Source organism: Paraburkholderia sp. J7, from assembly GCF_905220155.1.
Taxonomy (GTDB): domain Bacteria; phylum Pseudomonadota; class Gammaproteobacteria; order Burkholderiales; family Burkholderiaceae; genus Paraburkholderia.
Genome location: NZ_CAJMYZ010000021.1, coordinates 82,830 through 102,924 on the forward strand (window position 1 = coordinate 82,830; position 20,095 = coordinate 102,924).

At 63.8% G+C, this 20,095-nt stretch carries 16 protein-coding genes; 5 read left to right on the top strand and 11 right to left on the bottom strand.

Annotated elements, in window-relative coordinates:
• Positions 1-15: 15 nt before the first annotated feature.
• From U5A58_RS29630 to U5A58_RS29655, 6 genes are all read right to left on the bottom strand, one after another.
• A complete protein-coding gene (locus tag U5A58_RS29630) occupies positions 16-735 on the bottom strand; it encodes an ABC transporter ATP-binding protein (RefSeq protein WP_321964071.1) in 720 nt (239 codons plus the stop codon).
• Positions 735-1,502, bottom strand: a complete 768-nt coding sequence (locus U5A58_RS29635; protein WP_321964072.1) for an ABC transporter ATP-binding protein — start codon at positions 1,500-1,502, stop codon at positions 735-737. Before U5A58_RS29635 ends, U5A58_RS29630 begins: the two co-directional genes overlap by 1 nt.
• Entirely contained in the window at positions 1,499-2,773 is a 1,275-nt protein-coding gene (locus tag U5A58_RS29640) for a branched-chain amino acid ABC transporter permease (protein WP_321964173.1), read from the bottom strand. The genes U5A58_RS29635 and U5A58_RS29640 overlap by 4 nt, the downstream gene beginning before the upstream one ends.
• 39 nt (positions 2,774-2,812) lie before the next feature.
• The gene (locus tag U5A58_RS29645; protein ID WP_321964073.1) at positions 2,813-3,760 is read right to left on the bottom strand and encodes a branched-chain amino acid ABC transporter permease; all 948 of its coding nucleotides are present in this window, start codon (positions 3,758-3,760) and stop codon (positions 2,813-2,815) included.
• A gap of 40 nt (positions 3,761-3,800) precedes the next feature.
• Positions 3,801-5,045: a branched-chain amino acid ABC transporter substrate-binding protein gene (locus tag U5A58_RS29650; protein ID WP_321964074.1), complete on the bottom strand. Its 1,245-nt coding sequence runs from the start codon at positions 5,043-5,045 to the stop codon at positions 3,801-3,803.
• Positions 5,046-5,301: 256 nt separating this feature from the next.
• Positions 5,302-6,273: an AraC family transcriptional regulator gene (locus tag U5A58_RS29655; protein ID WP_321964076.1), complete on the bottom strand. Its 972-nt coding sequence runs from the start codon at positions 6,271-6,273 to the stop codon at positions 5,302-5,304.
• A 99-nt stretch (positions 6,274-6,372) separates the two neighbouring features.
• Here U5A58_RS29655 and U5A58_RS29660 point away from each other — a divergent pair, with 99 nt between their 5' ends.
• Positions 6,373-7,617 carry a DUF1479 domain-containing protein gene (locus U5A58_RS29660; protein WP_321964077.1) on the top strand — a complete coding sequence of 415 codons (1,245 nt, stop codon included), beginning with the start codon at positions 6,373-6,375 and terminating at the stop codon, positions 7,615-7,617.
• 17 nt (positions 7,618-7,634) lie between these two features.
• Here U5A58_RS29660 and U5A58_RS29665 read toward each other — a convergent pair whose 3' ends face one another.
• Entirely contained in the window at positions 7,635-9,371 is a 1,737-nt protein-coding gene (locus U5A58_RS29665; RefSeq protein ID WP_321964078.1) for an ATP-binding protein, read from the bottom strand.
• Between the two features lie 151 nt (positions 9,372-9,522).
• Complete coding sequence (locus U5A58_RS29670) at positions 9,523-9,858, bottom strand: response regulator (RefSeq protein ID WP_321964079.1); 336 nt, start codon at positions 9,856-9,858, stop codon at positions 9,523-9,525.
• A gap of 277 nt (positions 9,859-10,135) precedes the next feature.
• On the opposite strand from U5A58_RS29670, the gene U5A58_RS29675 reads away from it, so the two are divergent.
• On the top strand, positions 10,136-10,411 hold the full coding sequence (locus U5A58_RS29675) for a hypothetical protein (protein WP_321914391.1): 276 nt from the start codon (positions 10,136-10,138) through the stop codon (positions 10,409-10,411).
• Positions 10,412-10,417: 6 nt separating this feature from the next.
• On the opposite strand, the gene U5A58_RS29680 is transcribed toward U5A58_RS29675, so the two are convergent.
• A complete protein-coding gene (locus U5A58_RS29680; RefSeq protein WP_321964080.1) occupies positions 10,418-13,480 on the bottom strand; it encodes an FAD-binding and (Fe-S)-binding domain-containing protein in 3,063 nt (1,020 codons plus the stop codon).
• Positions 13,481-13,595: 115 nt separating this feature from the next.
• On the opposite strand from U5A58_RS29680, the gene U5A58_RS29685 reads away from it, so the two are divergent.
• The 3 genes from U5A58_RS29685 (at position 13,596) to U5A58_RS29695 (ending at position 16,912) form a co-directional block, all read left to right on the top strand.
• Positions 13,596-14,513, top strand: coding sequence for a LysR substrate-binding domain-containing protein (locus tag U5A58_RS29685; RefSeq protein ID WP_321964082.1), 918 nt, complete (start codon positions 13,596-13,598; stop codon positions 14,511-14,513).
• Positions 14,514-14,659: 146 nt separating this feature from the next.
• Positions 14,660-15,961 (top strand): cation:dicarboxylate symporter family transporter, encoded by a 1,302-nt coding sequence (locus U5A58_RS29690; RefSeq protein WP_321964084.1) that lies wholly within the window; start codon positions 14,660-14,662, stop codon positions 15,959-15,961.
• A gap of 48 nt (positions 15,962-16,009) precedes the next feature.
• Positions 16,010-16,912, top strand: coding sequence for an NAD(P)-dependent oxidoreductase (locus tag U5A58_RS29695; RefSeq protein WP_321933954.1), 903 nt, complete (start codon positions 16,010-16,012; stop codon positions 16,910-16,912).
• On the opposite strand, the gene U5A58_RS29700 is transcribed toward U5A58_RS29695, so the two are convergent.
• Both U5A58_RS29700 and U5A58_RS29705 read right to left on the bottom strand, forming a co-directional pair.
• A complete protein-coding gene (locus U5A58_RS29700; protein ID WP_321964085.1) occupies positions 16,899-18,452 on the bottom strand; it encodes a tetratricopeptide repeat-containing glycosyltransferase family protein in 1,554 nt (517 codons plus the stop codon). The two genes, U5A58_RS29695 and U5A58_RS29700, sit on opposite strands and share 14 nt — an antisense overlap.
• Positions 18,453-18,532: 80 nt before the next feature.
• Entirely contained in the window at positions 18,533-19,879 is a 1,347-nt protein-coding gene (locus U5A58_RS29705; RefSeq protein WP_321964087.1) for an MFS transporter, read from the bottom strand.
• Positions 19,880-20,095: the final 216 nt, after the last annotated feature.

The following is a 20,095-nucleotide window of genomic DNA, read 5'->3' on the forward strand; positions in this document are numbered from 1 at the left end:
CGGTCGAAGCGCGCCCTACACTTCGAGCCATTCCTGGCGCACGCGCGCATCGGCCTTGAGCTGCTGCGGCGTCCCCTCGAACACGATCTGGCCGTGCCCCATGACGTAGACGCGCTGCGAGATATCGAGCGCAATGGCCTGCTTCTGCTCGACGAGCAGCACCGAAATGCCGCGCGCCTTCAGCGCCTTCAGGTACTCGCCCACCTGCGCGACGACGAGCGGCGCGAGCCCCTCGGTCGGTTCGTCGATGATGATGAGGTCGGGGTCGCCCATGAGCGTGCGGCACAGCGTCAGCATCTGCTGCTCGCCGCCGGAGAGCAGGCCCGCGGGCGTGTCCTCGCGCTCCTTCAGGCGCGGAAACATGCGGTACATGTCGTCGAACTGCCAGCGCGGCTTCTGGCGCGACCTGGTGCGCTTTTCGCCGAGCATCAGGTTCTGCCGCACGGTGAGCGTCGGGAAGATATCGCGGTTTTCCGGCACATAGCCTATGCCCCGGTGCGCAACCTCGAACGTACGCAGCCCGCGCACTTCTTCGCCGCGCAGCAAAATCTGCCCCTCGCACCGCACGAGCCCCATGATGGCCTTGGCCAACGTGGAGCGGCCCACGCCGTTGCGCCCGAGCAATGCGACGATCTCGCCCTCGCCCACGCGCATTTCGACGCCGTGCAGGATATGGCTCTTGCCATAGTACGCATGCAGGCCGCGCACCTCGAGCATGGAATTGGCGGTCGCCATCAATGTGCACCTGCGGGTTCGTCCAGCGTGGTGCCCAGATAGGCTTCCTTCACGCGACGGTTGTTTCGGATAGCTTGCGGCGTGTCCGTGGCGATCACCTCGCCGTACACGAGCACCGAGATGCGGTCGGCAAGGCCAAAGACTACGCTCATGTCATGCTCGACCATCACCAGCGTCTTGCCGATGGTGACGCGGCGAATCAGTTCCACCGCGTGATCCGACTCGGAGCGGCTCATGCCCGCCGTGGGCTCGTCCAGCAGGATCACCTCGGCGCCGCCCGCAATCGTGATGCCGATTTCGAGCGCGCGCTGCTCGGCATAGGTGAGCAGCCCGGCGAGCGTGTCGTGCCGCCCCTGCAGGCCGATCAACTCGAGCACTTCTTCGGCGCGCTCGCGCGCGTCGCGCAATTGCTCGAGGCGATGCCAGAACGAATACCGGTAACCGAGCGACCACAGCACGGCGCAGCGCAAGTTCTCGAACACCGACAGGCGATGAAAAATGTTCGTCACCTGAAAGCTGCGCGAGAGCCCCATGCGGTTGATCTTGTACGGCGGCAGCCCGCCGATATCGACGCCGTTCAGTTCCACCGTGCCGGAACTCGGCGCCATGCGGCCCGAGATCAGGTTGAACGTCGTCGACTTGCCCGCACCGTTGGGGCCGATCAGCGCATGGCGTTCGCCCTTCGCGATAGTCAGGTCCACACCGCGAATGATCTCCGTGCGCCCGAAATTCTTGCGGACTTCACGCAACTCCAGTGCGGCCGTCATACGTTGCTCCCTGCGATTTCCCGTTGCACGCCATCCCACGCTTCGCGCACCCGCGCAGCCGCGAGGCGTCCCGCCTGCGCGCCCAGCGCCCACAGCACCGCCGCGACGGCCCATGGTTTCCATGAAGCGGCATCGAAGGTAAGGCCGAAGAACGCCATGGCGGTGCCGTTGTCACGATCGATCTGCACCTTGTAGACGAGTTCGACCGTCAGCACGAGCGCGCCAAGCAAAATCAGCGCAGCACCCAGCGTCGCTACATAGGAAGGCACCATGCGATGCAGCTTGCGCGCCGCGATGAGAGGCACCTGCTTCATCAGCAGGCTCGACACGCCGCCCGGCACATACATCACCACGAGCACGAAGAACAATCCGAGGTAAAGCAGCCATGCCGGCGTGAGATTGGACAACGCCACCGCAAACAGCACGAACAAAATAGAGCCGATGATCGGCCCGAAGAAGAACGCTCCGCCGCCGATGAACGTTGCCAGCAGCACGCCGCCGGACTGCGCGGCGCCGACGTTCTCTGCCGTCACGATCTCGAAGTCGATTACCGAGAGACCGCCCGCAATGCCCGCGAAGAACGCCGAAAGGACCATCACGAAAAAGCGCACGCGCTGCGTGTTGTAGCCGACGAATTCGGCACGCTCGGGGTTGTCGCGCACGGCGTTGGCAATACGGCCGAGCGGCGTCTGCGTCCACGCGTACATGGCGATCATCGACACGAGGCACCACGCCGCGATCAGGTAGTACACCTGGATCGCCGGTCCATACGTGATGCCGAGCACCGCATGACCCACCGTGCGGTTGGTTGGCACGCCGCCTTCGCCGCCGAAGAACCCGGGAAACATGAGCGAACTCGCCGCCACCATTTCGCCGATGCCAAGCGTGATCATCGCGAAGGTGGTGCCCGACTTGCGCGTGGTCACATAGCCGAACAGCACGCCGAACAGCATGCCGCCCAACCCGCCCGCCAGCGGCAGCAGCGAAACGGGCAGCGGAAAATGGCTCGCGCCGATCTGGTTGAGCACATGCGCCGCCACGAACGCGCCGAGCCCGGAGTACACCGCGTGCCCGAACGAGAGCATGCCGGTCTGCCCGAGCAGCATGTTGTACGAGAGCGCGAAGATGATCATGATGCCCATCTGCGAAAGCAGCGCGATGGCAAAGCCGCTGGAAAACACGAGCGGCAGCACCAGCATCACGAGCACCGTGGCGCCCCAAATGATCCAGCGCAGCGAATGCGCGGTTTGCCGCAGTCCGTTGCGTTGCATGCCCGAACCGGCGCCGGCCTGAATGAGCGGTTTCATCGTTCAGCCCTCCCGCTTGCCGAGCAGCCCGCGCGGGCGCAGGATCATCATGAGCACCATCAGCAGGTAAGGCAGAATCGGCGCGACCTGTGATACCGGCATGCGCCACAGCGACGAGAGCGCCGTGCTGTCCGTCACCGTCATGCCGACGAGCGAGAACAGATCGGAGAGCGACGCATCGATCGTGACAGCGAAGGTCTGCATGATGCCGATCAGCAGCGAGGCGATGAACGCGCCCGGCAGCGAGCCCATGCCGCCCACCACGGCGATCACGAACACGATCGTGCCCACCGACTCGGCCATCGAAGGCGACGTGACGAACGCGTTGCCGCCAATCACCCCGGCAAGGCCAGCGAGCGCCGCGCCGCCGCCGAACACCAGCATGAACACGCGCTGCACGTTGTGCCCGAGCGCTTCGACCATTTCCGGGTGCGTGAGCGACGCCTGAATGACGAGGCCGATGCGCGTGCGCGTCAACACCAGATACAGCGCCGCGAGCATCGCAATCGAGATCAGCATCATGAAGGCGCGATACTTCGGAAATTCCGACGTGTACACCTTGAACAGCGCCCCGTTCAGTTCAGGCGGAACGGCGTACGGCACGGCGGCGAGACCCCAGACCAGCTTCACACCCTCCACGATCAGATACGACAGGCCGAAGGTGAACAGCAACTCCGCCACGTGCCCGTACTTGTGCACGGTGCGCAACCCGAAACGCTCGACGAGCGCGCCGACGCACGCCACGAGCACGGGCGCCACCACCAGCGCGGGCCAGAAACCGATCTTGCTGGCAATGGTGTAGGCGAAGTAGGCCCCGAGCATGTAAAAGCTGGCGTGCGCGAAGTTGAGCACGCCCATCATGCTGAAAATCAGCGTGAGGCCCGACGAGAGCATGAACAGCAGCAGCCCGTAGCCGATGCCGTTCAACAGAGAGATGGTCAGGAATTCCACTGCCCGATGATCCTTGTGAAGTGTCGTAGCGAGAGCACGCTCAGCCCGGGCGCTTCATCTGGCAAGTGGTCGGCTGCGTTGCCGCGGTCGGCCCAAGCTGGACGTCGGTGCGCCAGCCATAGCCGGTGTTCTCCTGGTCGTACTTTACCGTTTTGCCGTCCGCCTTGGTCCATGTCGCGATCACGAGCGACTGCTGCGCCTGGTGATCGGCGGCGCGCATCGTCACCGGACCGTTCATGCCGTCCACCGTCATGCCCTCCATGGCCTTGGCCACCTTGACGGGATCGGTCGACTTCGTCGCGTTCATCGCCTTGCTCAGCATTTCGATGGCGGCATAGGCAGTCGCCAGGTAGTAGTCGTCGTTGTACTTCTTCTTGTAACCCTCGATGATCTGGCCCACCACCGGCGGATTGTTCGACGTGTTCGGGCCGAACACGCCCACGTATTTCACGTGGTCCGCGCCGGACGCACCCATGGCCGTCGGCACGCCGGTCGTGCCTGCGTAATAGGTATAGAAGTTGGACGTCACGCCCGCGTCCTTGCTGGCCTTCACGAGCAGCGCGAGGTCGCTGCCCCAGTTGCCCGTGATCACCGTGTCGGCGCCGGACGCCTTGATCTTGGTGGCGTAAGGCGAGAAGTCCTTCACGCGCGCGAGCGGATGAAAGTCGTCGCCGACAATCACGATATCGGGGCGCTTGCTCTTCAGGTCCTCGCGCGCCACGCGCGAGACGTCGTGACCAAACGAGTAGTCCTGATTGATGAGGTAGACCTTCTTGATGTCCTTGTCGCGCGCGAGAAACGTGGTGAGCGCATCCATCTTCATGTCGGCGTTCGCGTCGAAGCGGAAGTGCCAGTAGTCACAGCGTGCGTTGGTCATGGCCGGGTCCACCGCGGCGTAGTTCAGGTAGACGATTTCCTTGCCCGGATTGCGCGAGTTGTACTTGGCCACCGCATCCTCCAGCGCGAGGCCGACCGACGAACCATTACCCTGCACGATATAGCGGATGCCCTGATCGGCGGCCTGGTTCAGCAGCGTCAGACTTTCCTGGGGCGAAAGCTTGTTGTCGAATCCCACGACCTCGAACTTCGTGCCGTTTGCCCAGTTATGCTCGTTGGCGAAATCGGCCGTGTATTGCCAGCTGTGCAGCTGATTCGTGCCGAGCGATGCCATCAAGCCGGACAGCGGATCGATGAAGGCAATCTTGACCGTCTCCGCTTGCGCGGCCCCGGCTACCAACGCTGACGATACAACCGCACCAACCACCAACGAGCGCAACATCCTCATGGACTGTCTCCTTTGTTTGGGCATTTCTTATCGTGCGTGCAATTTTCTGTCCGACCGTGCGATTTTTCGCTATATCAACACATTCCCGAGGCGAATGACAGCACTCCAGGGAAATCGCTGAGACGAGCAGGCATAGCGAGTCATAACGACTGGCTTACGGTTCGCTTAGGTCACGTCGGGGCCGTTCGTGATGCCTGAACCCCGCGCTCGGCCGATTGGGCAATAGAAACGGCAATGCGCGCCCCGCGCAAGCAGTTCAGGCGCGGCGCACGCGACGCTTTCTGCTCGCCGTTCGCCGCGCAAGTTCGAGCGATGGCGAGCGCTCCGTAAGCGGCGGCGCCACATGATCTTCGGCGCGTTTCGCGCTCGTGAATTGCTGCCGGTAAGCCACTGGCGTGAGCGCTTTGGTGGCCTTGAACTGCCGGTTGAAGTTCGCCGCGTTGGGGAAGCCTGAGCGCGCGGCGATCACGGAAACGGGCAGCTGCGTTTCGGTCAACATCCGGCAGGCATGGCCGATTCGAACCCGCGCGATGTACTGCCCCACACTTTCGCCCGTGTGCTGCACGAAATGTCTCGTCAGCGTGCGCTCAGAAAGACCCGCGGCCTTGGCGAGCGTGGAAAGCCGCAAGGGTTGCGAGAACTGCGTTTCGATTAGCGCCAGCACGCGGTTCAACTGCTCAGGCTCATAGCCTGACGATGCGCCAACGCGACCCTCGAACGCGCTGGGCGTCGCGAGCTGGGTGGCAGGCAACCCGGTCAACCAGACCAGGATATCCAGCACGGCAGCCAGACGCTCGCGCGGGTCCGCCGACAATAGACGCTCAAGATAACCGCGCATATGCGCGCCGGCGCCTTCTTCGAAGACGAGTCCGCAGGCCGCGCGGCGCAACAGGTTGCGCAGGCTCGCGTATTCCGGGCAAACGTCGGCGAGCCGCTGCACCCAGTTGCCTTCGAACCAGATGACGATGGCCACCTGCGAATCCGCAGGATCGATCGAGCGATTGGACGACCAGGTGTGCGGCATGTCCGGCGGCACGAGCACGAGATCGTCTGCGCCATAAACGGTGACCGAGTCGCCGATATAGCGCTTGCCCTGGCTGTTCATCGTCAGCGTGAGCTCGTATTCCGGGTGGTGATGCCATTCGAACGGAATGCGCGGCAAGCGCCGGTGGTAAACCCGCACCGAACAACTGCTGCCGAAGTCGACGTGCTCGTACGCTGCTTTCATGGCTGAAAGTACAAAAAGATTGACCCGATAATATCACTGGCTAAGGCCGCGCCGGCGTACGCTCCCATCATTCGAAAACACCACGGTGGAGACAACGAAATGGCATTGCATATCGACGACCTGCCCGCGGCTATTCGCCGGGCGAAGCAGGAACTGCGGGAAAAACTGCCCAACTACAAGGCGGTGTTCGCCGAAGTCGAATCGGCCATGCAGGAAGAGGCGCATCGCATTGCCCAGCTTCGCGACCGGGGTGAGCCCGTGATCCCCGAAATTGCGTTTTCGGACATCGTCGGCAACCGGGTTAGCGCGGAGCAGATTGCGCTCGTGAAGGCGCGCGGCGCCTGTGTGATCCGCAAGGTGTTCGACCGATCGCGCGTCGCGCAGTGGGACGACGACATTGCGGACTATGTCGAGCGCAACGACCTCGACCGCAAGCTGCTTCATCGCGCCGAAGACAAATACTTCGGCCAGCTGGCCTCGAGCAAGCCGCAGATCTACGGCGTTTACTGGTCGAAGCCGCAAGTGCTCGCGCGCCAGTCGCCGGAGCTCACACAGGCGCGCGTGTTCCTGAACCGGCTGTGGCGTGCCGAGAGCGAAGGCCGCGTGCATTTCGACCCGGATCACGTGCCGGTTTATGCGGACCGGCTGCGCCGCCGCCCGCCTGGCTCCGAGTCGCTTGGCCTCTCCGCCCACTGCGACGGCGGCTCGGTCGAGCGCTGGATCGAGGCGAACTTCCGCAAGGTCTATCGCCACGTCTTCTCCGGAAACTGGCGCGACTATGACGCGTTCGACGCCGCGTGGCGCACCGAGGTCGAAGAGATTCCGTCACCCGCTGTCTGCTCAATGTTCCGCACGTTTCAAGGTTGGACGGCGCTCACGCAGCAGGGCCCCGGCGACGGCACGCTGCAACTCGTGCCCATTGCGAACGCGATGGTCTATATCCTGCTGCGCGCGCTGCAGGACGACATTGCGGACGACGACCTGTGCGGCGCGATGCCGGGCCGCGCGCTGTCGATCAAGCCGGAGTACCACGCGCCGCTTTTCCACGCGCTTTCGTCGATTCCGCTGATGCAGCCGGGCGACACCGTCTTCTGGCATAGCGACGTCATTCATGCCGTGGAAGATGCGCATCGCGGCAAAGGCTACAGCAACGTGATGTACATCGCTTCCGCGCCGTCTTGCGCCAAGAACGACGCGTATCTCGCACGGCAGTTGCCGAGCTTCCTCGAAGGCAAGAGCCCGCCCGATTTCCCGACGGATCATTTCGAAGTCGATTTCGTTGGGCGCGCAACCGTCGACGACCTGACGCCGCTCGGGCGCGCGCAGATCGGCATGAAGGGCTGACGAGGCGGCAACGTCAATCAATCGGCCTTGTTGAGCGCGTTGCGCACGGCAACCGCAAGCTCATCGAATCGATAAGGCTTGCTAATGAGCGCAACGCCCTCGTCGAGCTTGCCATCGTGGAAAATAACGTCGCGTGTGTAGCCGGAGGCAAACAGGACCTCGGCGTGATAAGGCGGCCCGCTCGCAATGCGAGCCAGTTCGCTGCTTCTCACCGTACCGGGCGTCACGACATCGGTGAACAGCAGGTCGAAACGTTGGCCGCTCTGGATCAGTTTGAGCGCGTGCTCGCCGTCCTGCGCGGAGAGCACCTTGTAGCCGAGCTGCGCCAGCATTTCGAGCGCGGCGATGCGAACCTCCGCGTCGTCTTCGACAACAAGAATGGTCTCGCCACCGCGCTCCTGTCTCGCAACGCCTGGCTTGTACGCGTCGTATTCCGCTTCCAGGCTGCGCGGGAAATAGAGGTTGACGGTAGTGCCCTGGCCTTGCGTGCTTTCAATGAAGACGTGGCCCGAACTCTGCGCCACGAACCCATGCACCATGCTCAAGCCGAGTCCCGTGCCCTGGCCCACGGCCTTCGTGGTGAAGAACGGCTCGAACACGCGCGCTTTCACGTGCTCGGGCATACCGCAGCCCGAGTCCGAAACGCGCAGGCGAACGTATTCGCCTGCTGGCACGCCGTCACTGCGCGCCGCTTCATCGTTCCGTGCGTCGACGTTCGCGAGGCACACGCCGATGCGTCCTGGTCCGTCTATTGCGTCACGCGAGTTGATGACCAGATTCAACAGCGCGCTTTCCAGCTGACTGCGGTCCGCACAGATATTCCAGCTCTCGTGCGCCGGCACAATGGCGAGTTCGATCGTCTCCGGCAACGTGCGGTGAAGCATCTCGGCCATGCCTTCGACCAGCCGGAAGGGGTTCAGAACGGCCGGCGCGAGCGGTTGCCTGCGCGCAAAGGCCAGCAGTTGCGCGGCAAGCTTCGCACCGCGCGACACCGCGTTGCTAACCGCGGCCACGCGCCGCTCGAGCGCGGCGTTGCCCTTCGTCGAAAGCTCGATGAGCTGCAGGTTGGCGGAAATGACCTGCAAGACGTTGTTGAAATCGTGCGCCACGCCGCCCGTGAGACTGCCGATCGCTTCCAGCTTTTGCGCCTGACGCAGCCGCTCCTCCATCGCCACGCGCGCGCCCACTTCCTCGGCTACGCGCTGCTCCAGTGTCTGGGTCAGTTGCAGCAGCGCGTCTTCCGCCACCTTGCGCTGCTTTTCGGCCTGCATCTTCGCCGTTGTTTCGAACACGATGGCGAGGACGCCCGCCGGCCGCTCGTCGTCTTCGAAAACCGGGCTATAGCTCAGGTCCAGCCAGACGTCTTCGGCGTGCCCCTCGCGATACAGCACGAGCTGCTTGTCCTGAAAGACGAGGGTCCCGCCGGCCAGGCACGTATCGACGACATTCCGGTTGAACGCGGCCACCTCTGGCCAGCCGGTTTCGACAGGCTTGCCCAGCAGGAACGGATGCCGGCCGCCCGCGAAAACCGCGTAGGCGTCGTTGTAGACCATCGTCCCTTCGCGGCCCCATAGCATGACGAGCGGAGAAGGCGCGGCGAGCAGCATGTTGATCGCGGCAACGAGGCTGGCCGACCAGGTTGCGCGCGCGCCGAGCGCCGTATCGCTCCAGTCGAACGCGGCGATGCGCTCCGCCATTTCACCGGGCCAGCGGGTCGAGGGGCGCTCGATCTGCGGTGGAACTTCCTTGTTCATGACGCGACTCTGCTCCGAGGAGACGCTGCGGAATACCGGAACGACGAGGCTCGTGGAGATTCGAGGCTCGCCACGAGTGAGACGAAGTGCGCAATTATTGTTCCCGGCTTCCGGTGGAACCGGTCGAGTTAGCTACAACGCACAACCGGCGTCACAGGCAGGCCAGCAGGTCTTCGAGCCGCACCGGTTTCGTCAGACATTTAACGAAACCAGCGGCTGCGGCCTTGGCCGCGATATCCGGATCGGTGTGACCCGAGAGCAGAACGTACCGGGTATTCGACAGAGCGGGGTTGAGCTGAAGCTGACTCACCAGCTCGCCGCCGCTCATGTCAGGCAGCTTCCAGTCCACGAAGGCGAGTTCGGGAAGGAACGACCCGGCAACGAGCAGGGCCTCTTGTCCATCTGCCGCACATTGGGCTTGATGGCCTTCGAACTCGACGAGCGCCGCAAGCGCATCTGCGACGTCGCGGTTGTCGTCGACAAACAAGATTCGTTTTGGCATCGGGTGCAAAAAGCTGGCTGGAGCGGGGACGCAATAAACACCGGCTCGACTCGCGGTTCGCCTTCGAGTGTAGGCGCTGCATCACGATAAATCCATCGTGCTACTGAACAATGCGCTGCGCGATGCTCATGGCAACACCGCGGCGCGCGCTTAACTCGTTGTTACGAATCTCGCAGCACCGTTTCACCTGTGTCCGGGGGCGACGCCTAGACTCCGAACCGTGCTCATCAAGAACGCACACAACGTGCGAAGGAGTCGCGATATGAAGAAGACCATTCTCGGCCTGGTACTGGGCGCAACGGCACTGGCGGCTTCGACCGCTGCATTGGCCCATGTGGATGTCGCCGTGGGCGTTGGCGTGCCAGGCGCGGTCTATGCCCCGGCTCCCATCCAGACCGACTGGAGAGGCGACGACGACTGGCGCGCGCGGCAGTGGCGCGAACACGAGTGGCGCGAGCACGAACGCCGCGAGCACGCATGGCGCGAACGGCAGTGGCGCGAACGCGAGTGGCACGACCGGGGCCGCTGGGACTATTGATCTGCTTCAGCGCAGGGCGTCCAGCAACACCTGAACCGGGTGACGCAACTGACGCCCGCGCAAGCGCTTCACCTGGCAGCGGCACGAATAACCCGTGGCGATCAGTTCTTCCGCCCCTTGCGCCGCCGTAGATGCCGCATCGACATGCCGCGCCCACGATTGCTCGAAGATCGCTTCCGAAGTCGCGCGATTGCGCGCCTCGTGGCCATAGGTGCCCGACATGCCACAGCACCCGCTAGCCGGCGTCGCGAGCGCGAGGCCCGCTGCGGCGAATACGTCTTTCCACAAGAGCGTGGCGGCGCTTGCGTTGGTGCGCTCGGTGCAATGCGGCAGCAGGCGGAACGACGCCGTCGCGCGATGCGCCGTTTCTCGGCTGCGCAGCGCGCCGTGCATTACGCTGATTAACCATTCCTGCGGCAGCAGCACCTCTGGCGCCGCCTCGATGCCATCCACCTTGCGGTACTCCTGGCGGTACACGAGCGTCATGGCCGGGTCGATGCCGACGAGCGGCACACCCGAGCTGGCAAGCGTGGCCAGTTGCGCCGCATTGCGCCGCGCGGCGCGGCGAAACCGCGGCAGAAACCCCTGGACGTGCAGCGGCTTGCCGTTCGGGAAATAAGGCGCGACGAATACCTTGAATCCAAGATGCGCGGCTAGTTCGAGAAACGCGGAGGCAACCGGCGTCTCGAAGTAACGCGTGAACGCGTCCTGCACCACGATCACACTACGCTGGCGTTCGGCTTCGCCAAGCGATGCGAGCCGTTCGGGCGTCGCGATCTCCGCTCCCGACTTGCGCAACACCCCGCGCCATGACACACGGCTCAACAACGGGCTATCGACAAGGCCAATGCAGCGTGCGAGCAACGATTTGACGAGACCTGCACTCATCAACGCGTTGTACGCGCCACTTGCGCCAGGCACCGCCGCCACGCGCGGCACGGTGAATTCGAGCGCGCCGATCAAATAGTCGCGCAGCGGACGCAAATAGCGCGTGTGATAAAGCTCCAGAAAGCGCGCGCGAAACTCCGGCACGCTTACCTTTACCGGGCATTGCCCCGCGCATGACTTGCACGACAGACAACCCGCCATGGCGTCATAAACCTCGTGCGAGAAGTCCTGCTCGCCCTGGTGCTTGCGCACGCTATTGACGATGCGCACCGGCAACGCCGCCGCAACCGGCGGCGCGACAAGATCCGCTCCGGCATCTTGTTGCCTGCGCAACCATTCACGCATCAGCGAAGCCCGGCCCTTTGGCGAATGCACGCGCTCGCGCGTGGCTTTCCACGACGGACACATGGCGTCGTTCGGGTCGAAGTTGTAGCACGCGCCGTTGCCGTTGCAATGAACGGCGTCGGCGTTGGCCTGCCAGACGCGCTCGTCTATGCGCCGGTCCAGTTCGCCGCGCAGTGTCGTCGCGTCGATCTTCAGCAGCGCCGCACTCGTGCCCGCAGGCGTCGCGATCTTGCCTGGATTGAGCTGATTGTGCGGATCGAATGCCGCTTTGAGCCGCTGCAGCGCCGGATACAAAGGCCCGAAATACTCGGGCACGTACTCGGAGCGCACGCCCTTGCCATGCTCGCCCCACAGCAGGCCGCCATACTTCATTGTCAAGGCAGTCACGGCATCCGAAATGGGGCGCACGAGCGCGGCCTCGTCGGGATTGCGCATGTCGAGCGCGGGGCGCACGTGGAGCACGCCCGCATCGACGTGGCCGAACATGCCATAACGCAAACCGAAACCATCGAGCAGCGCGCGAAACTCGGCAATGTAGTCGGCAAGATTTTCGGGCGGCACGGCCGTGTCCTCCACGAAGGGCTGCGGGCGGCTCGCACCGCGCGCATTGCCCAGCAAGCCCACCGCGCGCTTGCGCATCGCATAGACGCGATTGATTGCCGCCGCGCCATCGGCAATCGTATGGCCGAGACGCTTCACGCTCGCGTCCGCGCCCAAGTGCTCGGCGAACGCCGCCACGCGCGCGCGCAATGCGTCCGCGTCGTCGCCGCTGAATTCGACCATGTTGATGCCGTTCGCACCGCCTTCCACTCCTTCGTCGGCGGGGAAATACTCGGCCACGCTTTGCCAGACGATATCCTCGCGCGCCAGCCGCAGCACCGTGGAATCCACGGTTTCGATCGAGAGCGGGCGATGCGCCATCAGCGCGCGCGCATCGCGCAGGGCATCCATGAAGCTCTCATAGCGGACATTGACGAGTACGGCGTGCCTGGGAACTGGCAGCACGTTCAGCGTTGCCTCGACGATGAAGCCGAGCGTGCCTTCCGAGCCGCACAGCACGCTGTTGATGTCGAAGCGCCCTTCGCCGTCATGCAGATGAGCGAGGTCATAACCCGTCAAGCAACGGTTCAACGCGGGAAAACGCTCGCGTATCAGACCGGCTTCGCGCTCGCTGATGTCGCGCGCGGTGCGGAAAACCTTGCCAACCTTGTCCTTGCGCGCGCAAAGCGCGCCGAGTGCGGTCCGATCGACCGGTGCGCTGGACAGACGCTCACCGCCGACGAGGACCGTTTCCAGCGCGAGCACGTGGTCGCGCGTTTTCCCGTAGGTGCAACTGCCCTGCCCGCTCGCATCCGTGCTGATCATGCCGCCGATGGTCGCGCGGTTCGACGTCGACAGCTCCGGCGCGAAAAAGAGCCCGTGGCGCTTCAATTCGGCATTGAGCTGATCCTTGACCACTCCGGCCTCCACGCGCGCCGTACGCGCCACCGGATCGATTTCGAGGATCCGGTTCATATGTCTCGACATATCGACCACGACGCCTTCGGTCAGCGACTGCCCGTTCGTACCCGTGCCGCCGCCGCGCGCCGCGACCGCCACGCCGCGAAACGTGTCGCGCCCGAGCAGGCTCGCGAGCCGTGCGACGTCCTGCGCGTGGCGCGGGAACGCCACCGCCTGGGGATAGCGCTGGTAGATCGAATTGTCCGTGGCCAGCACCGTGCGCGTGGCATGGCTCGCATCCACTTCGCCTTCGAAACCCGACGCCTCCAGTTCATGCAAAAATTGACGGATCAGGGGGCTGCCGAATTCGCCGATGGTAAGCTGGGCAATGGTCATGTGGCTCTCGAAATCTCGTGCTGGGCGCAATATGGCCCTTTCTGGCATGAAATTGTCGCCTCCCAACCGGCACCGGGCAAACGTAAAATGGTTGGGTTGATCATGAGGTTTATGAATGAATTACCGCAAGCTCACGCCCTCCATGTCGCTGCTGCTCGCGTTCGAAGCGTCCGCCCGCCATGAGAGCTTTACGCGTGCCGCCGAGGAGCTGTCGCTCACGCAGAGCGCTGTGAGCCGCCAGGTTCAAGCGCTCGAGGCGATGCTCGACCTGCCGCTCTTCACGCGCGAGGGCAAACGCATCGTCCCGACCGATATCGGCCGAGCCTATATGGCCGAGATCTCTCACGCGCTTACGCTGATCCGTAGCGCGACGCTGCAAGCCCTCACGGCGAACGCGCCGAAAACGCAGTTGCGCGTTGCGACCCTGCCGACGTTCGGTGCCAAATGGCTGCTGCCGCGCCTGCACCGCTTCTATCAGGCACACCCCGATTTGCAGATCGATCTCGACTCGCGCATCGAGGCGGCCGATTTTTCGACTCAGGATCTCGACGCCGCCATCGTGGTAGGCGACGGGCGCTGGCCCGACGTCACGGCGCACAGGCTCTATGCGGAAGAGCTGGTGCTGGTTGGCAACCCCACCGCGTTGCCGCTCGCGAGAAAACCGAAGCGACGGGCCGCTGCGCCAACCATCGAATCGCTCGACGGCCTCACGCTGCTGCGCGTGCGCAGCTTTCCCGACGCATGGCGCGAATGGTGCGCGCATTTCGGCTTGCCTCACGACGCGCTGCGCCCGGGCCCGAGTTTCGAGCTGACCTCGCATTTGATCCAGGCGGTCGTCGCCGGCATTGGCGTGGGCCTCGTGCCGCGCATGCTGGTCGAAGACGAATTGAATGAGAACCGGCTTCTCAGCCCGTTCGAGGCGGTGCCAAGCTCGCGTTCGTACTACCTGGTCTACCCGGAGCGTGCTCAGCGCCACCCCGTGCTGGTTGCGTTCCGCGACTGGCTGCTGGAGGAGCTTGCCGGGCAGCAGTGACTGCGGAATGAATCTTGCTGCACGCACAACGCATGTTTTAAGCCATATCGATAAATAGAACAGATGGCTTTATTAACGTTTCGCAAAGCCTGAAGACCAGCCTCCCCCTCCATAATTCCGTATGAACAATCACAACGGAGGAGACAGTGAGGCTGTTGCGCAAGCTGTACATCCAGGTGCTGATTGCGATCGCGCTGGCCATTGCGTTCGGCCTGCTCGCGCCGCACGAGGCCGTGAAAATGAAACCGTTGGGCGAGAGCTTCATCGCGCTACTGAAGATGATGCTCGGGCCCATCATCTTCTGCACGGTCGTGCACGGCGTGGGGCACATCAAGGACTTCAAGCGCCTTGGCCGGCTCGGTGTGAAGACGCTGCTCTATTTCGAAGTGGTCAGCACGCTCGCCATGCTGACCGGCTTTGCGGTCGTCAATATCGTGCGCCCCGGCGACGGGCTCCATGCACGCTCACTCAGCGCAAGCGAAGGCGCCGCGGCAGCAATCAAGGCAGGCACGACCGGCGACTTCTCGTTCACGCACTTTCTCACCTCCATCATTCCGCATACGCTCGTCTCGGCGTTCGTGAGCGGTGACATTCTTCCCGTGCTGTTCGTTTCGCTGCTCACGGGCTTCGCGCTCGCCACTTGCGCGAAGCCCGACTGGGTCGTGTTCCGCTTGATCGAGGAAGCGCAAACGGTCGTCTTCAAGATGCTCGGCTTCATCATGCGGCTCTCGCCAATTGGCGCATTCGGCGCAATGGCCGCGGCCGTGGGCAGCTACGGCAGCGTCACGCTGCTTTTCCTGCTGCGCTATGTGCTCACCTATTACGCAAGCACGCTGTGCTTCGTGTTCGTCGTGCTCGGCGTCGTGGCTGGCCTGGCTGGATTCTCGATCTTCAGGATCCTTTCGCTCATCAAGGAAGAAGCCATTCTCGCGATGGGCACGGCCGCGAGCGAAGTCGCGCTGCCGCGCCTCGTCAGCAAGCTCGAACAGGCGGGCTGCGACGAAGCCGTGGTGGGCTTCGTGCTGCCGGCGGGGTATAGCTTCAATATCGATGGCGCGTGCCTCTACATGGCCTGCGGCGTCGGCTTCATCGCGCAGGCGACCGACACGCCTTTGAGCCTCACGCAACAACTCGCGCTGCTCGCGGTGATGATGCTCACGTCCAAGGGCGGAGCGGGCGCTGCAGGCGGCGCGCTCGTCAAGCTCGCGGCCACCATCCAGACCTCGCGCGCGCTGCCGCTTGCCGGCGTGGGCTTGCTGTTCGGCATCGACCGCGTGCTTGCCATTGCGACTTCCACGACCAATGTGATTGGCAACTCGGTAGCCGTGCTCGTCTTGTCGAAATGGGAGAAGATGTTCGACAAGAACAAGTTCGAATCCCACATGAACCGGCGGCACACGGCCCACGTGGAGGCGCCGCCGGTTCAGGCCAGCGAGCCTCGCGTGTGAGCCTGCAACGTTTGTCTCTTCATCAACGCCATCGAGAGAGTGTCAAGCATGGAACAGCAAACCCAACAGCCGGTAACGCGCGTTGCGATCATTGGCTTTGGCGAAGTGGGGCCGATTTTTGCGCACGCGCTCGCGCAAGCAGGACTGCACGTTTCGACTTACGACATCAAGCTACAGGACAGCGCCACGCGCGAGACGATCCTCAAACGCGCGAGCGAGAGCGGCGCTCACGTCGCCGACGATCTCGCATCGGCGCTAATGGGCGCACAGCTCGTGTTTTCCGCCGTCACGGCGAGCCAGGCCGAAGCGGTGGCGAGCGCATGCGCCGCGTATTTGCTTGCCGGTCAAACATTTATCGACCTGAACTCCGTCTCGCCCGCCGTCAAGCAGCGCAACAGCCAGGCCGTGGAGCGCGTGGGCGCCGATTACGTAGAGGCCGCAGTCATGGCGCCCGTGCCGCCGCAAGGCATACGCGTGCCGATGCTGCTGGGCGGACGCGTTGCCGGGCACACCGCCGAAGTGCTCAACGCGCTCGGCATGCGCGCACAATGCGTGGCCGCCGAGGTAGGCCTCGCCTCCGCCATCAAGCTGTGCCGCAGCATCATGATCAAAGGCATGGAAGCGATGTGCGTGCAATCGATGCTCGCCGCGAAGCAGTTCGGCGTGGACGACCGCGTGCTTGCCTCGCTTGCGGCAAGCTTCCCAGGCATGGGCTGGGACACGGGCTATGAGTCGTACTTGATTGGCCGCGTGGTCGAGCATGGCCAGCGGCGCTCCGAGGAAATGCGCGAGGCGGCGGCCATGCTCGACGGCCTCGGCATGTCGAGCGAACTAGCCAACGCCATTGCGAACGTTCAGCAGGCGCTGGCCGAACGTGCTGCGCCGCTCGTCGCGGCGCTAGACGAAAAAGGCAGGCTGCCGGAGTGGCGCACGCTGCTCAAGCCTTCGTGATGGGGTTGCCGTTCACCGGATAGCGTGTGGCGAGCGCGTCGAGCACGCGGTTTAGTACGTCGTCCCAATTGCCTCGCTCTTTCTGCGTGAAGAGACGCAGGCCCGGATACCACGGGCTTTCGTCGCGATCGCGCAGCCAACGCCAGCAGCCGGCAAAGCGATTGAGCAGCCATACCGGCTTGCCCATTGCAGCAGCCAGATGCGCCACCGACGTATCGACCGAGATGACGAGATCGAGGCCGTCGATCAACGCCGCGGTATCGGCGAAGTCGCTGGCTTCATGCATCCAGTCGGTGATTTGCTCGCGATATACCGATGGCAATAGCTTCGATGCGTCTTCGGCTTTTTGCAGGCTGATCCAGTGCGCGCCTCGCCAGGACAGCAGCTTCGCAAACGCATCGGGCGCGATGCTGCGTCGGCGATCAGCCGCCGTGCCCGTATGACCGCCCGCCCAAACGAGGCCGATGCGCGGCTTCATGTCGTCGCCACACGCGCGGAGCCGATCGGCCCACATGCGCGCGCGCTGCGGTTCGGCGTGTAGATACGGTATAGGCGCGGGAATGTTGTCGAGGCGCGTGCCGAGCAGCATCGGCAGCGAGAGCAGTGAGCAATAGGCGTCCCACGCGCCAAGGTCTGACGGCACTTCGTCGAGCAGCACGATATTCGGCCAACGCGTGCAAAGCGACTGTTCGAGCAACGGCCGCAACGGCTTGGGGCAGACGTAGCCAACTCGCGTGCCGCGCGAGAGCGCAATGGGCAGATAGCGGCAGAATTGCAGCGCGTCGCCAAAGCCCTGTTCGTGCAGCACGAGCAAACGGCGCTCGCCTGGGAGCGGGCCGCTTCGCCAACGCGGAATTGGCAGCGTGGGGGCACCCTGCGCCGCTGGACGCTCTCCCACCTGAAAACTCGCCCAGCGCTGCTCGAAGTATGGCCATGCTTCTTCGTAACGGCCCGCTGCAAGCAACGCGTGACCCAGGTTGCTGTGGGCTTCGACATTGCGTGGATCGCGTGCGATAGCACGCTCGAAATGGGCGATGGCGGTGGCGAGATCGCCAAGATCCTTCGTGACCGTGCCGAGATTGTTATGCGCCGCCGCGTGATCGGGTTGACGCGCCAGGGTTTGACGGTAGCTCTGCGCCGCCGCGGCGGGCTGATCGTCGAGCTGCTGGGCGACGCCGAGGTTATACGAAAGCAGCGATGTATCGACTGCCGGAAAGCGTTCGCGGGCGCGCCGCAGGCCGAGACGCGCCGTTTCGGCCGCCGCCGCGTAGTCACCCAGACGCGTTTGCGTCACGCAAAGGCTGTTGCAGTACACGGGGTGCGGGAGTAGCTGAACGGCGCGCCTCAGCCAGTGTTGTGCTTCGGCCGGTGAGCCCATGGCGAGCGCGAGCAGCCCGCGCCTGTGGAGCGCGTCGCTGTTGCGCGGATTCGCCTCGATGACCTTGTCGGCAAGCTCCAATGCGCTTTGCCAATCGCCTGCGGCGTAGGCGCGATCGGCGCCTTCCAGATATGACTGCGTGTGTTTGATGGGGGACGGCACGGGTATCCTCGATGAATGAGTTTGCCCGGACCATACCGCCGTCTCAAATCAAACTGCCCCGCAACGCAGGGCATCCCACCTCAGCGGCCAGCCTTCACCGCCGGCACACCCGCCACCAACGCCGCCCCACTGACCACCAGCAGCGCCGCGAGCAGATAGAGCGCGTAATCCATGCTGCCCGTATGCGTCTTGATGAGCCCGATCGCCCACGGGCTCACAATGCCGCTCGTAATGCCAATGCTGCTGATGAGCGCGATCCCCGCTGCTGCGGCTTTGCCCGAGAGATACGCCGAAGGCACTGCCCAGAAGATCGGCAACGCGGCGAAGATCAGCACCGCTGCGATCGAGAGGATCGCCATCATCGCGGCGAAGCTCGCCAGATGCAGCGTGAGCAGCGCCAATGCGACGCCGCCGCCTATCGTGCACGCCGCGAAATGCCAGCGCCGTTCGCCACGCCGGTCCGAGCGGCGCGCGATCCACATGAGGCCCACCGCGCCCACCGCATTTGGAATGACGGTGTAGAGGCTGATCGCCAGCACGTCATGCACGCCGAAGTCGCGAATCATGAGCGGCATCCAGAAGTTCAGCGTGAGCGAGGCACAGGTCAGCGAGAAGTAGATGAACGCGAACAAATACACGCGCGGGTTGCGCAGCGCCGCTCCAAACGAGCGCGTGGAATGCGCGTGATCGCCTTCGCCGTCGCGTTGCGCGAGGAGGTGGGCCTTCTCCGCATCGGTCAGCCACCTCGCCTTCTCGGGGCCGTCCACGAGCCAGAACGCCGCCATGAGGCCAAGCAGCACGGCCGGCAGACCTTCGATCAGGAACATCCAGCGCCAGCCCGCAAGACCCGCCACGCCGGCCAGGTCGCGCATGATCCATCCCGAGATGAGGCCGCCCAGTACACCCGCCACCGCCACGCCCGCGAAAAAGATCGAGAACACGGCCGCGCGGCGGCGCGCCGGATACCAGTACGTGAGATAGAGCACGATGCCCGGAAAGAAGCCCGCCTCGAACACGCCCAGCAGGAAGCGCAGCGCGTAGAACTGCGTGGGGCTCGCCACGAACATCATGCTGGTCGAGGTAATGCCCCACAGCAGCATGATGCGCATGAACGTGCGGCGCGCGCCGAAGCGCGCGAGCAACATGTTGCTCGGCACTTCGCACAACACGTAGCCCACGTAGAACACAGCGGCGCCAAGGCCGTACATCGCGTCGCTGAAGCCCAGGTCGTGCTTCATCTGCAATTGCGCGAAGCCGATGTTGATGCGGTCGAGAAACGACACGACGTAGCAAACGAACAGGAACGGAATGACGCGCGCCGACACTTTGCGATACAGCGCGTCGTCTTGCTGCGAAGGATTCAGCGCGGGCGCGGCATACGTGCGCGCGGCTTCGGACCCGCGGTCCGTGGCAATCGATTGGGGCATCTGCCTGTCTCCAAACATGACTGCGGCTCACCCGGTCGGAACCGGGCAAACCGTTGATGCGCGGCGTCTTGCGCGCCTTGCGCGGCTCGCCGGGACGCTTGCGGTGCGCGCGTCTCCAGGCAGTGAGCCGATCATAGGTGGGGCAGGTTTAATTTGTCAATGGCGAATCGTTTCGTTTTACGCTAATGCGGGTTTGTCTTTAGTTGCGGGGCACTC

Excerpts from the sequence above, each read along its gene's own strand:
- U5A58_RS29630 (WP_321964071.1), bottom strand. The coding sequence starts at position 735 with ATGGCGACCGCCAATTCCATGCTCGAGGTGCGCGGCCTGCATGCGTAC.
- U5A58_RS29635 (WP_321964072.1), bottom strand. The coding sequence starts at position 1,502 with ATGACGGCCGCACTGGAGTTGCGTGAAGTCCGCAAGAATTTCGGGCGC.
- U5A58_RS29640 (WP_321964173.1), bottom strand. The coding sequence starts at position 2,773 with ATGCAACGCAACGGACTGCGGCAAACCGCGCATTCGCTGCGCTGGATC.
- U5A58_RS29650 (WP_321964074.1), bottom strand. The coding sequence starts at position 5,045 with ATGAGGATGTTGCGCTCGTTGGTGGTTGGTGCGGTTGTATCGTCAGCG.
- U5A58_RS29655 (WP_321964076.1), bottom strand. The coding sequence starts at position 6,273 with ATGAAAGCAGCGTACGAGCACGTCGACTTCGGCAGCAGTTGTTCGGTG.
- U5A58_RS29660 (WP_321964077.1), top strand. The coding sequence starts at position 6,373 with ATGGCATTGCATATCGACGACCTGCCCGCGGCTATTCGCCGGGCGAAG.
- U5A58_RS29665 (WP_321964078.1), bottom strand. The coding sequence starts at position 9,371 with ATGAACAAGGAAGTTCCACCGCAGATCGAGCGCCCCTCGACCCGCTGG.
- U5A58_RS29675 (WP_321914391.1), top strand. The coding sequence starts at position 10,136 with ATGAAGAAGACCATTCTCGGCCTGGTACTGGGCGCAACGGCACTGGCG.
- U5A58_RS29680 (WP_321964080.1), bottom strand. The coding sequence starts at position 13,480 with ATGACCATTGCCCAGCTTACCATCGGCGAATTCGGCAGCCCCCTGATC.
- U5A58_RS29685 (WP_321964082.1), top strand. The coding sequence starts at position 13,596 with ATGAATTACCGCAAGCTCACGCCCTCCATGTCGCTGCTGCTCGCGTTC.
- U5A58_RS29695 (WP_321933954.1), top strand. The coding sequence starts at position 16,010 with ATGGAACAGCAAACCCAACAGCCGGTAACGCGCGTTGCGATCATTGGC.
- U5A58_RS29705 (WP_321964087.1), bottom strand. The coding sequence starts at position 19,879 with ATGCCCCAATCGATTGCCACGGACCGCGGGTCCGAAGCCGCGCGCACG.